This window comes from Saccharothrix texasensis (assembly GCF_003752005.1).
Lineage (GTDB): Bacteria > Actinomycetota > Actinomycetes > Mycobacteriales > Pseudonocardiaceae > Actinosynnema > Actinosynnema texasense.
On record NZ_RJKM01000001.1, the window covers coordinates 5,882,396 to 5,895,986 of the forward strand.

A 13,591-nucleotide genomic window follows, 5' to 3' on the forward strand; every position below is an offset into this window, starting at 1 on the left:
GTGGCCGCGATCAACGACCGGTTCCGCAAGGCGGCGAACGCGCCGCTGTCCGTGCTGGACACCTTCGGCGACCAGCTGTGGTTCTACGTCCGCGCCCTGTGCTGGACGCCGCGGACGCTGACCCGCTACCTGCGCGAGACGCTGCGGCTGCTGGCCGAGGTGAGCTTCGGCTCGGGCGCGCTGGCCGTCATCGGCGGCACGATCGGCGTGATGGTGGGCCTGTCGGTGTTCACCGGCACGGTCGTCGGCCTGCAGGGCTTCACCGCGTTGAACCAGATCGGCACGTCGGCGTTCGCGGGCTTCGTGTCCGCGTACTTCAACACCCGTGAGATCGCGCCGCTGGTCGCGGGCTTGGCGTTGAGCGCGACCGTCGGCTCGGGTTTCACCGCGCAGCTGGGTGCGATGCGGATCTCCGAGGAGATCGACGCGTTGGAGGTCATGGGCATCCCCAGCCTGCCGTACCTGGTGACCACGCGGATCATCGCGGGTTTCGTCGCGATCATCCCGCTGTACGTGATCGGTCTGCTCACGTCGTACCTGGCGGCCAGGTTCATCACGGTCGAGTTCTACGGGCAGTCGGCGGGCACGTACGACCACTACTTCAACCTGTTCCTACCGCCGGTGGACGTGCTCTGGTCGTTCGGCAAGGTGCTCGTCTTCGCCGTGGTGATCATCCTGACCCACTGCTACTACGGCTACCGCGCCAGCGGCGGCCCGGCGGGCGTGGGCATCGCGGTGGGTCGGGCGGTGCGCACGGCGATCGTGACGACGAGCTTGTTGGACTTCTTCCTCAGCATGGCGATCTGGGGCACTACGACGACGGTGAGGATCGCGGGATGACCGCCGACGTGTTCTTCTCAGCGGAGGCGGTGACGGGCTCGGTCGACGTGTTCTCCTCAGCGGAGGCGGTGACGGGCTCGGTCGACGTGTTCTCCTCAGCGGAGGCGGTGACGGGCTGGGGCGACGTGTTCTTCCCGGCCGAGGCGGCGACATGGTGAGGCGGCGGCTCTTGGGCGTCGTGTTCATCGCGGTCATCGCCCTCTTCCTCTCCGTCACGGTGGCGTTGTACAACGACGCGTTCACCGAGGTCGTGAAGGTGACGTTGAAGACCGACCGGGTCGGCAACCAGCTGCTGATCGACTCGGACGTCAAGGTCCGCGGCATGGTCGTCGGCCAGGTGAAGGGCATCCGGACCGCGGGTGACGGCGCGGAGCTCGACCTCGCGCTGGAACCGGAGCAGGTCAGGCACATCCCGGCCAACGTCTCCGCGCGCCTGCTGCCGAAGACCTTGTTCGGTGAGCGGTACGTGAACCTGGTGCTGCCGGCGCAGCGCGAGGACCCGCTCACCGATGGCGCCGTCATCGAGCAGGACCGCTCCAGCAGCGCCGTCGAGCTGGAACGCGTGCTCGACGATTTGATGCCGGTGCTCCAGGCCGTGCAGCCGGAGAAGCTGGCCACCACGCTGACCGCGATGTCGCAGGCGTTGGAGAACCGGGGGAGGCCGCTGGGTGAGACGCTGGTGCGGCTCGACTCCTACCTCGGCGAGTTCAACCCGCAGCTGCCCGCGTTGAAGGAGGGCATCAGCCGCCTCGCGGACGTCTCGAACGTCTACGCCGACGCAGCGCCAGACCTCGTGCAGGCCTTGTCGGACGCCACCGTCACCAGCCGCACGCTGGTCGAGCAGCGCGACGACCTGCTCGCCCTGTACGGCACGCTGACCACCACGTCGCTCGACCTGAACAGCTTCCTCGCGGTGAACAAGAACAACCTGATCCAGCTCGCCGACGTCAGCAGGCCGACGTTGGAGCTGCTGGCGAAGTACGCGCCCGAGTACCCGTGCCTGCTCAAGGGCCTGGCGGAGTTCAAGCCGATCATGGACGAGGTGTTCGGCAAGGGCACGGACGAGCCCGGCCTGCACATCACGCTGGAGATCACCGCCAACCGCGGCAAGTACGAGCCCGGCAAGGACGACCCGGAGTACGCCGACCGGCGCGGTCCGCGCTGCTACGACATCGTGCCGCGGCCGGACCCGTTCCCGCAGTACCCGCCGGAGGGCCCGGTCAAGGACGGCTCCGCGTCGCCGCCGCCCGCGCGCTCGGCGACCGACGGCGTGCTGCCGCCGAACACGGGGACGATCCGGGAGGACGGCACGGTCGTGTCGTCGTTCGGCGGTGTGCCGTCGCTGGCGAACTCGCCGGAGGAGCAGGACTTCCTGGCCGCGCTGCTCGCGCCGCAGTTCGGCTTGGCGGAGCGGGAGATGCCGAGCTTCACCGCGCTGCTGCTCGGCCCCCTGTACCGGGGCGCGGAGGTGACGGCATGAGGTCCCTGGCCGCGCCGCTGATCAAGCTCGGCGTGTTCGCCGCGATCACGGTCCTGGCGACCGCGCTGCTCGCGGTGACCATCTCCAACGTGAGCTTCACCGGTGACACCGGCTACACCGCCCGGTTCACCGACGTGACCGCGCTCAACGAGGGCGACGACATCCGCATCGCGGGTGTCCGGGTCGGCCAGGTCGACGGGATCCGGGTGGTGGACCGGCGGTTGGCGGAGGTGGAGTTCTCGCTGGAGGGCGACCGCACGCTGCCCGCGTCGGTCACCGCGACGATCAAGTACCGCAACCTCGTCGGCCAGCGGTACATCTCGTTGGAGCACGGCGTGGGCGACGCGTCCCCGCTGAGGCCCGGCGACGTGATCCCGTTGGAGCGCACGAAGCCCGCGCTGGACCTGACCGTGCTGTTCAACGGTTTCAAGCCGTTGTTCCAGGCGCTGAACCCGGATGACGTGAACCGGCTGTCCGGCGAGATCATCCAGGTGTTGCAGGGCGAGGGCGGCACGATCGACAGCCTGCTGCGCCACACCGCGTCGTTGACGTCCACGCTGGCGAGCCGCGACCAGGTCATCGGCGAGGTCGTCGACAACCTCAACTCGGTGCTCGACACCGTGAACTCGCGGACGGAGCAGGTGTCCACGCTGGTCACCACGTTGCAGGAGCTGACGACGGGCCTGGCGGGTGACCGCGAGCCGATCGGCGACGCGATCAGCGCCATGGGCGAGCTGACCACGACCACGGCCGACCTGCTCGACCAGGCGCGGCAGCCGTTGAAGGACGACATCGCCAACCTCGGCCTGGTGTCGAAGACGCTGGGGGACAACGAGGCGATCGTGGAGGGTGTCATCCAGCGCCTGCCGACCAAGATCGAGGCGATGTCGCGGACCGCGTCCTACGGCTCCTGGTTCAACTTCTTCCTGTGCGAGGGCACCGGGCAGGTCGCCCTGCCGCCGATCATCAACGACCCGATCCCGATCACGGCTCTGCCGGTCACGCAGCCGAGGTGCCGCCGATGAGAACCGAACGCAACCCGGTGGCGGTCGGCGCGGTGAGCCTGACCGTGATCGTCCTGCTGCTGCTCGCCGCGTTCAACTCCGACGACCTGCCGATCATCGGCGGCGGCACCACCTACTCGGCCGAGTTCACCGAGGCGGCGGGTCTGATCCCGTCGAACGAGGTGCGGGTGGCGGGGGTGAAGGTCGGCAAGGTGACCGAGGTGGAGCTGGACGGCGACAAGGTGAAGGTGTCGTTCCGGGTGAAGGACGCCTGGGTCGGCGACCGCACGACCGCGGTGATCCGGATCAAGACGCTGCTCGGGCAGAAGTTCCTGGCGCTGGACCCGCAGGGCTCGCAGCCGCTGGACCCGGGCGAGCCGATCCCGCGTGAGCGCACGTTGTCGCCGTACGACGTGCAGGAGGCGTTCAACGGCCTGGCGTCCACGGTCGGCCAGATCGACACCGGGCAGCTCGCGGACAGCTTCCGGGTGCTGTCGGAGACGTTCCAGGGCTCGGCGCAGAGCGTGCGCGGCGCGCTGGACGGCCTGTCGGCGCTGTCGAAGACGATCTCGTCGCGCGACGAGCAGCTGGCGGAGCTGCTGGCCAACACCAACACGATCACCAAGACGTTGGCCGACCGCAACGAGCAGTTCGAGAAGCTGCTCGCGGACGGCAACCTGCTGCTGGGCGAGCTGCGCAAGCGGCGGGACGCGATCAGCGCCCTGCTCAACGGCACCCGTCAGCTGTCGAAGGAGCTGTCCGGCCTGGTCGCCGACAACTCCGCGCAGCTGCGGCCCGCGCTGGAGCAGCTGGAGCGGGTCACCACGATGCTGCAGCGCAACCAGGACTCGCTCGACCGCAGCCTGTCGCTGATGGGGCCGTTCTTCCGGGTGTTCGCCAACACCCTGGGCAACGGCCGCTGGTTCGACACCTACATCTGCGGGCTGCTGCCGCCGTCGGTGAACCTCGGGGTGGTCGGCTTCAACGAAGAGGGCTGCCTCCCTCCCGGCGTGCAACGGCAGCCCTCCACCGGGCAGGCACCTGCTGCATCCAATCCTTCCGGGGGAGGGAACTGACGTGGCGACCACGAAGACGGGCCGCGGCCTGGTCCGCGCCGCGGCGATCGCGTGCGTGCTCGCGATCGTGGCCGCGGCGGCGATGTGGTGGGTGTTCGCGGGTGGCGACAGCCGCCGGGTGACCGCGCTGTTCGGCGCGGCCGTCGGCGTCTACCCCGGCTCGGACGTGCGGGTGCTGGGCGTGCGGGTCGGCACGATCGAGGAGGTCGAGCCGCAGGGCGCGCTGGTCAAGGTGGTGATGTCGCTCGACCGCTCGGTGAAGGTGCCGGCGGCGGCGCAGGCGGTCGTGGTCGCGCCCAGCGTGGTCAGCGACCGGTACGTGCAGCTCGCGCCCGCCTACACCGGCGGCGACGTGCTGGGCGAGAACGCGACCATCCCGCGTGAGCGCACCGCCACCCCCGTCGAGCTGGACGAGCTCTACGCCAGCCTGGACGAGCTGACCACCGCGCTGGGCCCCGACGGCGCGAACGAGGACGGCGCGCTGTCGGAGCTGCTCGACTCGGCCGCGGCCAACCTCCGGGGCAACGGGCAGGCGCTCGGCGACACCGTCAAGCAGCTCGGTGACGCCACCCGCACGCTGTCCGGCTCGAAGGACGACCTGTTCGGCACCGTGGACAACCTGCAGAAGTTCACCGGCATGCTGGCCGCCAACGACAGCCAGGTGCGCGACTTCAACCGGCAGCTGGCCGAGGTCGCCGGTTTCCTCGCCGACGAGCGGGAGAACCTGGGCGCCGCGCTGGCCGAGCTGGCCGCGGCCCTGGGCCAGGTGCAGGGCTTCATCCAGGACAACCGGGCCGTGCTCAAGTCCAACGTGGACAAGCTCGCCGGCATCACCCAGATCCTGGTCGACCAGCGCGCGTCGCTGGCCGAGGCGCTCGACGTCGGGCCGCTCGCGCTGGGCAACCTGCAGAACGCCTACAACGCGGCGTCCGGCACGCTCGACGTGCGGGCCGACATCAACGAGCTGAGCCAGCCGCCGATCGTGCTGGTCTGCAAGCTGGTCCAGGGCATCGAACCGGGCCGGGTGCCCGGCGTGCTCGCCGAGGCGTGCCGGCAGCTGGAGCCGGTGCTCGCCGGCGCGGTGCCGCTGCCGACGCCCCAGGAGATCGCGACGGACCTCGCCCAGGGCAAGCTGCCGCTGCCCCTGCCGCTCGCGGGGGTGCCCCGGTGAGGCGGGTCGCGGTGCTCGTGGCGAGCGCGCTGGTGCTGACCGGCTGCGGCTCGGGCGGCTTCGACGGCGTCTACAACATGCCGCTGCCCGGCGGCGCGGACGTGGGCGACCGGCCGTACGAGGTGAAGGTGCGGTTCAAGGACGTGCTGGACCTGGTGCCGCAGGCCGGGGTGAAGGTCGACGACGTGCCGGTCGGCCGGGTGGACCGGATCGACCTGGGCGCGGACGGCTGGACCGCCGAGGTGACGGTGCTGGTCAACGGCGACGTGAAGCTGCCGGGCAACGCGGTCGCCCGGCTGCGCCAGTCCGCGCTGCTCGGCGAGAAGTACGTCGAGCTGGCCAGGCCCGCCGAGGGGCGCGAAGAGGGCGCCCTGACGGGCGGCTCCGTCATCCCGGTCGAGCGGACCAACCGCAACCCCGAGGTCGAAGAGGTCTTCGGCGCGCTGTCCATGCTGCTCAACGGCGGCGGCATCGCCCAGCTCCAGGACATCAGCCGCGAGCTGAACGCGGCCCTGGAGGGCAACGAGCCGCAGATCCGCTCGCTGCTGACCAACCTGAACACGCTGGTCGGCGACCTGGACGCGCACAAGGGGGAGATCACCCGCGCGCTGGACGGCCTCAACCGGCTCGGCGGCACCCTCAACGCCCAGCGCGACCAGCTCACCGGCGTGCTGGACGGGCTGGAACCGGGGCTGAAGGTGCTCAGCGAGCAGCGCACCCAGCTGGTCACGCTGCTCCAGTCGCTGGACGCGCTGTCCGACGTCGCGGTGGACACGGTGAACAAGTCCAAGGACGACCTGGTGGCCGACCTCAAGGCGTTGACGCCGACGTTGCAGAAGCTCGCCGAGGCGGGCACGAACCTGCCCAACGGCTTCGAGCTGCTGCTCACCTACCCGTTCCCGGACTCGGCGGTGGACGCCATCAAGGGCGACTACACGAACCTGTACGCCGACATCGACCTGAACCTGGCCACGGTCGTGGACAACCTCGGCCGGTCGCGGCAGTCGCCGCTGCCGAACCTGCCCCTGCTGCCCGGTGTCGACGGCAACGCGCCGTCGCTGCCGCTGCCCCTGCCGAACCTGCCGCTGCCCGGCCTGTCGGGCGGGTCCGGGTTGGGCGACCTGCTCGGCGGACTGCTCGGAGGTGGGCGGTGATCCCCGGCCGGATCAAGCTCCAGATCGGCGCGTTCGTGCTGATCGCGCTGGTCGGCGTGAGCTACGTCGGCGCGCGGTACGTCGGGCTCGGCCGCGTGTTCGGCTCGTCCGGGTACGTGGTGACGATGCAGCTCGCCGACTCCGGCGGCGTGTTCACCAACGCCGAGGTCACCTACCGCGGCGTGGCCGTCGGCCGGGTCGGGCAGATGCGGCTGACCGCGGACGGGCTGGAGGTCGACCTCGACATCGACCCGAGCGCGCCGTCGATCCCGTCCGACCTGGAGGCCGTGGTCGCCAACCGGTCGGCGGTGGGCGAGCAGTTCGTCGACCTGCGCCCGCGCGGCGACGACGGGCCGTACCTGGCGGACGGGTCGGTCATCCCGCGCTCGGCCACCAGGACGCCGCCGCCGGTGGACACCCTGCTGAGCAACCTCGACGCGTTCGCCAAGTCGGTGCCCACCGAGTCGCTGCGGACCGTGGTGGACGAGCTGGACCTGGCGTTCAACGGCACCGGACCGGACCTGCAGGTGCTGCTGGACAGCACGAAGGTGTTCACCCAGGCGGCGACGGAGCACCTGCTGCAGACCAAGGCGTTGATCGACAGCGGGCTCGTCGTGCTGAACACGCAGGCCGCGCAGGGCGGCGCGATCAGGTCGTTCTCGTCGGACCTGCGGGCGCTCGCCGAGCAGCTGAAGAACTCCGACACCGACCTCCGGCGGCTCATCGGCGTGTCGCCGCAGGCCGCGGAGCAGGTGTCGGCGCTGCTGCGGGAGACCGGGCCCAACCTGGGCGTGGTGCTGGCCAACCTGCTGACCACCGGGAACATCCTGGTCACGCGGCTGAACGGGCTGGAGCAGATCGCCGTCACCTACCCGATCATCGTCGGCGGCGGCTTCTCCGTGGCCAAGGGCGACGGCACGGGCGCGCACTTCGGGCTGGCCCTGAACGTGTTCGACCCGCCGCCGTGCACGGTCGGCTACGACACCACCAGGATCCGGCAGGGCACCGACCTCACGCCGGCCGCCTTCAACACGCAGGCCTACTGCGCGTTGGCGCCCGGCAGCGCCACCGGCGTGCGGGGCGCGCAGAACGCGCCTTACGGTGGGGTCCCGGTGACCACCCCGACCGGTGACGCGACGTCGCAGCCGGCGCGGGAACCGGCCGCCGGCGAGCCCGCCCCCGAGGCGCCGCTGCTGACCAGCCTGGGGCAGTTGCTCGGGCTGCCGGGCTGAGGAGAGGGACGGATGGACGTTCGACGTTGGGTGCTCCCGGTCGCGGCCGTGCTCGCGGTGCTGGCCGCCGGGTACGCGGTGTGGGCCGGGGTGTCGTGGTGGAGCGCGTCGTCCAACGACTCGGTGGCGTTCTCACGCGAGCGGGACGAGGTGCTGCGGGTCGGCCAGGTCGGGATCGCGAACTTCACCACCCTCGACTACCGCAAGGTGGACGAGGACCTGGACCGGTGGCTGGACTCGTCCACCGGCGGGCTGCGCACCGAGATCGAGGACGGCCGGGCCACCCGCAAGAAGCAGATCGAGGACGCCAGGACGGTGACCGTGAGCCGGGTGCTCGACGCGGCCGTCACCGAGCTCGACGACCGGGCCGGGAAGGCGCACCTCATCGCGGTCGTCGAGACCACGGTCACGCCGGAGGGCGGGCAGGCGGTGAAGAAGGTCAACCGGTACCAGACGGACCTGCTCCGCACCGACGCCGGTTGGAAGCTCAGCGCGCTGGGGCCGGTCGCGGCCGGCGGCGCGTGAACCGAGGAGATGACGTCAGTGCCACCGTCCCGCCGCCGCCCGGTCCCGACCACGCCGACCACCCGTCCGCGCGTCGCGGGCCTGCGCAAACGCCCCGACCCGGGCGCCGCGCCGACCCCACCCGGGCCCGACGCCGGGGTGGCGCCCGAGGTTTCACCGACCCAGGACACGCGCCCCGAGCACGCGGACGCTGACCCCGCCGCCGCCGAACCGACCGCCGAGCCGACCACCGCTGAAGCCGCTGCCCCCGGATCGACCGCGGCCGACCGGTCGCCGGGTGCCGAGAGCTCGCCCTCCGACCGCGACGTCATGCGCCCGACCGAGGCCACCGGCCTGATCGAGCCCGCCGAGGGCACCGACCCCGCCGAGGACACCGAGCACGCCGAGGACACCGACCCCGCGCCGCGTCCCCGCCCGACCGGCCGCCGCCGGCGCGCCGGCGAGGCCGTCGCACCCAGCGTCCTGGCCGACGACGACGCCGCGCGCCCGACGGCCGACGCCGAGGCGTGGGCCGCCCGGCACGACGACCCGGGGGCCCGCTCGACCCGGTTCGGCGAGTCCGGCCTGGTCCTCCCCATCTCCCTGCTCGTGCTGGCCGCGCTCCTGGTCGGCCTCGGCGCCTGGTTCCAGAGCCAGGCCGCCGACGTCCGCTACAACCAGGCCCTGGTGGACAGCGGGGGCACGACCGAGGTCGCCGGCCAGGCGCGCGAGGCGGTCGAGAAGGCGTTCTCCTACAACTTCGCCGACGTCTCCGCGACCGAGCAAGCCGCCAACGAGCTGCTCGTCGGCAAGGCCAAGTGCCAGTACAACGCGATCTTCGGCCCGGTGCGCACGCTCGCGCCCGAGCAGAAGCTCGTGGTCACGGTGAAGGCCGTGTCCAGCGGCGTGACCACGCTCGACGGCGACCGCGCCACCGTGCTGCTGTTCCTCGACCAGGTCACCACCCGCACGACCGACAACCAGAGCGGTGGCGGCATCGCGATGATGCGGGTCGGCGCGCAGCAGGTCGACGGCCGGTGGAAGGTCGACAACATGGAGATGTTCGGCCAGACCGGCGACCAGGCGGCCGAGACCGCCAAGTGCTGACCGGCGGGCGCCCCGCCGGCCTCGGCGGACGTCCACTCAGGACTGCGAAGCCGGTTTCAAGCCTCAGCACAACGTGATCCCGGTCACACTTTTCGGTCAGTGACCGAACGAAATCGACACCATCTCCCTTCGGGGTCTGACCACCCGCCAAAGGTTCACGGTTGCTCACGTCAATGTATTTTCGCAGGTCACAGAGGTAACTCCGCGTTATCGCGCCTTGCGCCAGTGGAGTGATCGCCGCGTGGCATCTTGACTGTGGGCGTCGGCGGGGTCACTCTGTCGGTGAGCACGAGAAAGGTCCTTCCAGGTGCCTCTCGACAGTTGCCGCGCGCGTGGCTAGACTGCTCCTTTGCGCTGCCCTCTTTCCGTTTGCCCTTCGCCGAGAGCTGGATTGCCGGGCATCGCCGCACCCTTGACAGCCGTGCTAGTTCCGCTGACTAGCCAGCTACCTGTCCCTGGAAGGACGCATCTTGGCGATCTCTCGCGCGACCAAGGCCACTGCTGCGACCAACTCCACGTCGGGGATTCCCGGAGCGCCGAAGCGAGTCTCTTTCGCGAAGATCCACGAACCGCTTCAGACGCCCAACCTGCTCGACCTGCAGATCCAGTCGTTCGAATGGCTCACCGGCGACGAGGCGTGGTTCCAGCGCCGCGTCGACGAGGGTGACGAGGCGCCGACGGGCGGCCTCGAGGAGGTCTTGAACGAGATCTCCCCGATCGAGGACTTCTCCGGCTCGATGTCGCTCTCCTTCTCCGACCCGCGCTTCGACGAGGTCAAGGCCTCGACCGAGGAGTGCAAGGACAAGGACATGACGTACGCCGCCCCGTTGTTCGTCACGGCGGAGTTCACCAACCACACCACTGGCGAGATCAAGAGCCAGACGGTGTTCATGGGTGACTTCCCGATGATGACCGACAAGGGCACGTTCATCATCAACGGCACCGAGCGGGTCGTGGTTTCCCAGCTCGTCCGCTCGCCGGGTGTCTACTACGACACCGCGATCGACAAGACGACCGACAAGGACGTCTTCAGCGTCAAGATCATCCCGTCCCGGGGTGCCTGGCTGGAGTTCGACGTCGACAAGCGCGACACCGTCGGTGTCCGCATCGACCGCAAGCGCCGCCAGCCGGTGACCGTGCTGCTGAAGGCGTTGGGTTGGACCACCGAGCAGATCCGCGAGCGCTTCTCCTTCAGCGAGACGCTGCTGACGACGCTGGAGAAGGACCACACCGCGGGCACCGACGAGGCGTTGCTCGACATCTACCGCAAGCTGCGTCCGGGCGAGCCGCCGACGAAGGAGTCCGCGCAGGCGCTGCTGGAGAACCTGTTCTTCAAGGACAAGCGCTACGACCTGGCGAAGGTCGGCCGGTACAAGATCAACAAGAAGCTGGGCCTGGCCTCCCCGATCTCCACGGGCGTGCTGACCGAGGACGACATCGTCACGACGATCGAGTACCTGGTCCGCCTGCACGCCGGTGAGACGACGATGCAGCCCGGCGACACCGAGGTGCCCGTCGAGGTCGACGACATCGACCACTTCGGCAACCGCCGCCTGCGCACCGTCGGCGAGCTGATCCAGAACCAGATCCGGGTCGGCCTGTCCCGCATGGAGCGCGTCGTCCGCGAGCGCATGACGACCCAGGACGTCGAGGCCATCACGCCGCAGACCCTGATCAACATCCGCCCCGTGGTGGCGGCGATCAAGGAGTTCTTCGGCACGTCCCAGCTGTCGCAGTTCATGGACCAGACGAACCCGCTCGCGGGCCTGACCCACAAGCGCCGCCTCTCGGCGCTGGGTCCGGGTGGTCTGTCGCGTGAGCGCGCCGGCATGGAGGTCCGCGACGTCCACCCGTCGCACTACGGCCGCATGTGCCCGATCGAGACGCCGGAAGGCCCGAACATCGGCCTGATCGGCTCGCTGTCCTCCTACGGGCGGGTCAACCCGTTCGGCTTCATCGAGACGCCGTACCGCAAGGTCGTCGACGGCCGGGTCACCGACCAGATCGACTACCTGACGGCCGACGAAGAGGACCGCTACGTCAAGGCGCAGGCGAACGCCAAGATCGACGACGAGGGCAACTTCCTCGAGGACAAGGTCCTGGTCCGCAAGAAGGGCGGCGAGGTCGAGCAGATCGACCCGTCCGACGTGGACTACATGGACGTCTCGCCGCGGCAGATGGTGTCGGCCGCGACCGCGATGATCCCGTTCCTCGAGCACGACGACGCGAACCGCGCCCTGATGGGCGCGAACATGCAGCGCCAGGCGGTGCCGCTGCTGCGCAGCGAGTCCCCGCTGGTCGGCACCGGCATGGAGCTGCGCGCCGCGGTCGACGCCGGTGACGTCGTGGTGGCCAAGAAGACCGGCGCGGTCGAGGAGATCTCCGCCGACTACGTCACGGTCATGGCCGACGACGGCTCGCGGCAGACCTACGGCCTGCACAAGTTCCGCCGGTCCAACCAGGGCACGTGCATCAACCAGAAGCCCATCGTGAACGAGGGCGACCGGGTGCACGAGGGCCAGGTGCTGGCCGACGGCCCGTGCACCGAGAACGGCGAGATGGCGCTGGGCAAGAACCTGCTCGTCGCGATCATGCCGTGGGAGGGCCACAACTACGAGGACGCGATCATCCTGTCGCAGCGCCTCGTGCAGGACGACGTCCTGACCTCGATCCACATCGAGGAGCACGAGATCGACGCGCGGGACACCAAGCTGGGCGCCGAGGAGATCACCCGGGACATCCCGAACGTCTCCGAGGAGGTCCTGGCCGACCTCGACGAGCGCGGCATCATCCGCATCGGCGCCGAGGTCCAGCCCGGCGACATCCTGGTCGGCAAGGTCACGCCCAAGGGCGAGACCGAGCTGACCCCGGAGGAGCGCCTGCTCCGCGCGATCTTCGGCGAGAAGGCGCGCGAGGTGCGCGACACGTCGCTGAAGGTGCCGCACGGCGAGTACGGCAAGGTCATCGGCATCCGCGTGTTCAGCCGCGAGGACGACGACGAGCTGCCCCCCGGCGTGAACGAGCTGGTCCGCGTCTACGTGGCCCAGAAGCGCAAGATCCAGGACGGCGACAAGCTGGCCGGCCGCCACGGCAACAAGGGCGTCATCGGCAAGATCCTCCCGGTCGAGGACATGCCGTTCCTCGAGGACGGCACCCCCGTCGACATCGTGCTGAACACGCACGGCGTGCCGCGTCGTATGAACATCGGCCAGGTGCTGGAGACCCACCTCGGGTGGATCGCCAAGCAGGGCTGGAGCATCAACGGCGACCCGGACTGGGCGAAGAACCTGCCCGTCGAGCTGTACGACGTCGAGCCCGGCACCAAGACCGCCACGCCCGTCTTCGACGGCGCCAAGGAGGACGAGATCACGGGCCTGCTCGGCTCGACGATCCCGAACCGCGACGGCGAGCGGATGGTCAAGGAGAACGGCAAGGCGGTGCTCCTCGACGGGCGCAGCGGCGAGCCGTACCCCTTCCCGGTGTCGGTCGGCTACATGTACATCCTGAAGCTGCTGCACCTGGTCGACGACAAGATCCACGCCCGTTCGACCGGCCCGTACTCGATGATCACGCAGCAGCCGCTGGGTGGTAAGGCGCAGTTCGGTGGTCAGCGGTTCGGTGAGATGGAGTGCTGGGCGATGCAGGCGTACGGCGCCGCGTACACGCTCCAGGAACTGCTCACGATCAAGTCCGACGACGTGCTCGGCCGCGTGAAGGTCTACGAGGCCATCGTCAAGGGCGAGAACATCCCGGAACCGGGTATCCCGGAGTCCTTCAAGGTGCTGCTCAAGGAGCTGCAGTCGCTGTGCCTCAACGTCGAGGTGCTGTCTTCGGACGGCGCCGCGATCGAGATGCGCGACGGCGACGACGAGGACCTGGAGCGCGCGGCCGCGAACCTCGGCATCAACCTGTCGAGGTCCGAGTCGCCCTCCGTGGACGACGTCGTCAACTGACGCTCGCCGGTCACCGGGGACGCCTCCCGCGTCCCCGGTGACCCAGCCACCAGCACCCCAAGCAGCACCG

11 protein-coding genes are annotated in these 13,591 nt (G+C 69.9%); all 11 read left to right on the forward strand.

Features of this window, described 5'->3' with window-relative positions:
* Complete coding sequence (locus EDD40_RS25970; RefSeq protein WP_123745254.1) at positions 1-840, forward strand: MlaE family ABC transporter permease; 840 nt, start codon at positions 1-3, stop codon at positions 838-840.
* The gene (locus EDD40_RS41915; RefSeq protein WP_170185198.1) at positions 837-998 is read left to right on the forward strand and encodes a hypothetical protein; all 162 of its coding nucleotides are present in this window, start codon (positions 837-839) and stop codon (positions 996-998) included. The genes EDD40_RS25970 and EDD40_RS41915 overlap by 4 nt, the downstream gene beginning before the upstream one ends.
* A complete protein-coding gene (locus EDD40_RS25975) occupies positions 992-2,320 on the forward strand; it encodes an MCE family protein (protein WP_123745255.1) in 1,329 nt (442 codons plus the stop codon). Before EDD40_RS41915 ends, EDD40_RS25975 begins: the two co-directional genes overlap by 7 nt.
* A complete protein-coding gene (locus EDD40_RS25980) occupies positions 2,317-3,345 on the forward strand; it encodes an MCE family protein (RefSeq protein WP_123745256.1) in 1,029 nt (342 codons plus the stop codon). Before EDD40_RS25975 ends, EDD40_RS25980 begins: the two co-directional genes overlap by 4 nt.
* Positions 3,342-4,400: an MCE family protein gene (locus tag EDD40_RS25985; RefSeq protein WP_123745257.1), complete on the forward strand. Its 1,059-nt coding sequence runs from the start codon at positions 3,342-3,344 to the stop codon at positions 4,398-4,400. The genes EDD40_RS25980 and EDD40_RS25985 overlap by 4 nt, the downstream gene beginning before the upstream one ends.
* Position 4,401: 1 nt before the next feature.
* The gene (locus EDD40_RS25990) at positions 4,402-5,571 is read left to right on the forward strand and encodes an MCE family protein (RefSeq protein ID WP_123745258.1); all 1,170 of its coding nucleotides are present in this window, start codon (positions 4,402-4,404) and stop codon (positions 5,569-5,571) included.
* The gene (locus EDD40_RS25995; protein ID WP_123745259.1) at positions 5,568-6,725 is read left to right on the forward strand and encodes an MCE family protein; all 1,158 of its coding nucleotides are present in this window, start codon (positions 5,568-5,570) and stop codon (positions 6,723-6,725) included. Before EDD40_RS25990 ends, EDD40_RS25995 begins: the two co-directional genes overlap by 4 nt.
* The gene (locus EDD40_RS26000; RefSeq protein WP_123745260.1) at positions 6,722-7,957 is read left to right on the forward strand and encodes an MCE family protein; all 1,236 of its coding nucleotides are present in this window, start codon (positions 6,722-6,724) and stop codon (positions 7,955-7,957) included. The genes EDD40_RS25995 and EDD40_RS26000 overlap by 4 nt, the downstream gene beginning before the upstream one ends.
* Before the next feature lie 12 nt (positions 7,958-7,969).
* Positions 7,970-8,482, forward strand: a complete 513-nt coding sequence (locus tag EDD40_RS26005; protein WP_123745261.1) for a hypothetical protein — start codon at positions 7,970-7,972, stop codon at positions 8,480-8,482.
* 9 nt (positions 8,483-8,491) lie between these two features.
* Positions 8,492-9,568 (forward strand): hypothetical protein, encoded by a 1,077-nt coding sequence (locus EDD40_RS26010; RefSeq protein ID WP_148088913.1) that lies wholly within the window; start codon positions 8,492-8,494, stop codon positions 9,566-9,568.
* A gap of 470 nt (positions 9,569-10,038) precedes the next feature.
* Positions 10,039-13,521, forward strand: a complete 3,483-nt coding sequence (rpoB, locus tag EDD40_RS26015) for a DNA-directed RNA polymerase subunit beta (protein ID WP_123745263.1) — start codon at positions 10,039-10,041, stop codon at positions 13,519-13,521.
* Positions 13,522-13,591: the final 70 nt, after the last annotated feature.

Bases quoted from the DNA above. Each gene is read 5' to 3' on its own strand.
- EDD40_RS41915 (WP_170185198.1), top strand. From the start codon at position 837: ATGACCGCCGACGTGTTCTTCTCAGCGGAGGCGGTGACGGGCTCGGTC.
- EDD40_RS25975 (WP_123745255.1), top strand. From the start codon at position 992: ATGGTGAGGCGGCGGCTCTTGGGCGTCGTGTTCATCGCGGTCATCGCC.
- EDD40_RS25980 (WP_123745256.1), top strand. From the start codon at position 2,317: ATGAGGTCCCTGGCCGCGCCGCTGATCAAGCTCGGCGTGTTCGCCGCG.
- EDD40_RS25985 (WP_123745257.1), top strand. From the start codon at position 3,342: ATGAGAACCGAACGCAACCCGGTGGCGGTCGGCGCGGTGAGCCTGACC.
- EDD40_RS26005 (WP_123745261.1), top strand. From the start codon at position 7,970: ATGGACGTTCGACGTTGGGTGCTCCCGGTCGCGGCCGTGCTCGCGGTG.
- EDD40_RS26010 (WP_148088913.1), top strand. From the start codon at position 8,492: ATGACGTCAGTGCCACCGTCCCGCCGCCGCCCGGTCCCGACCACGCCG.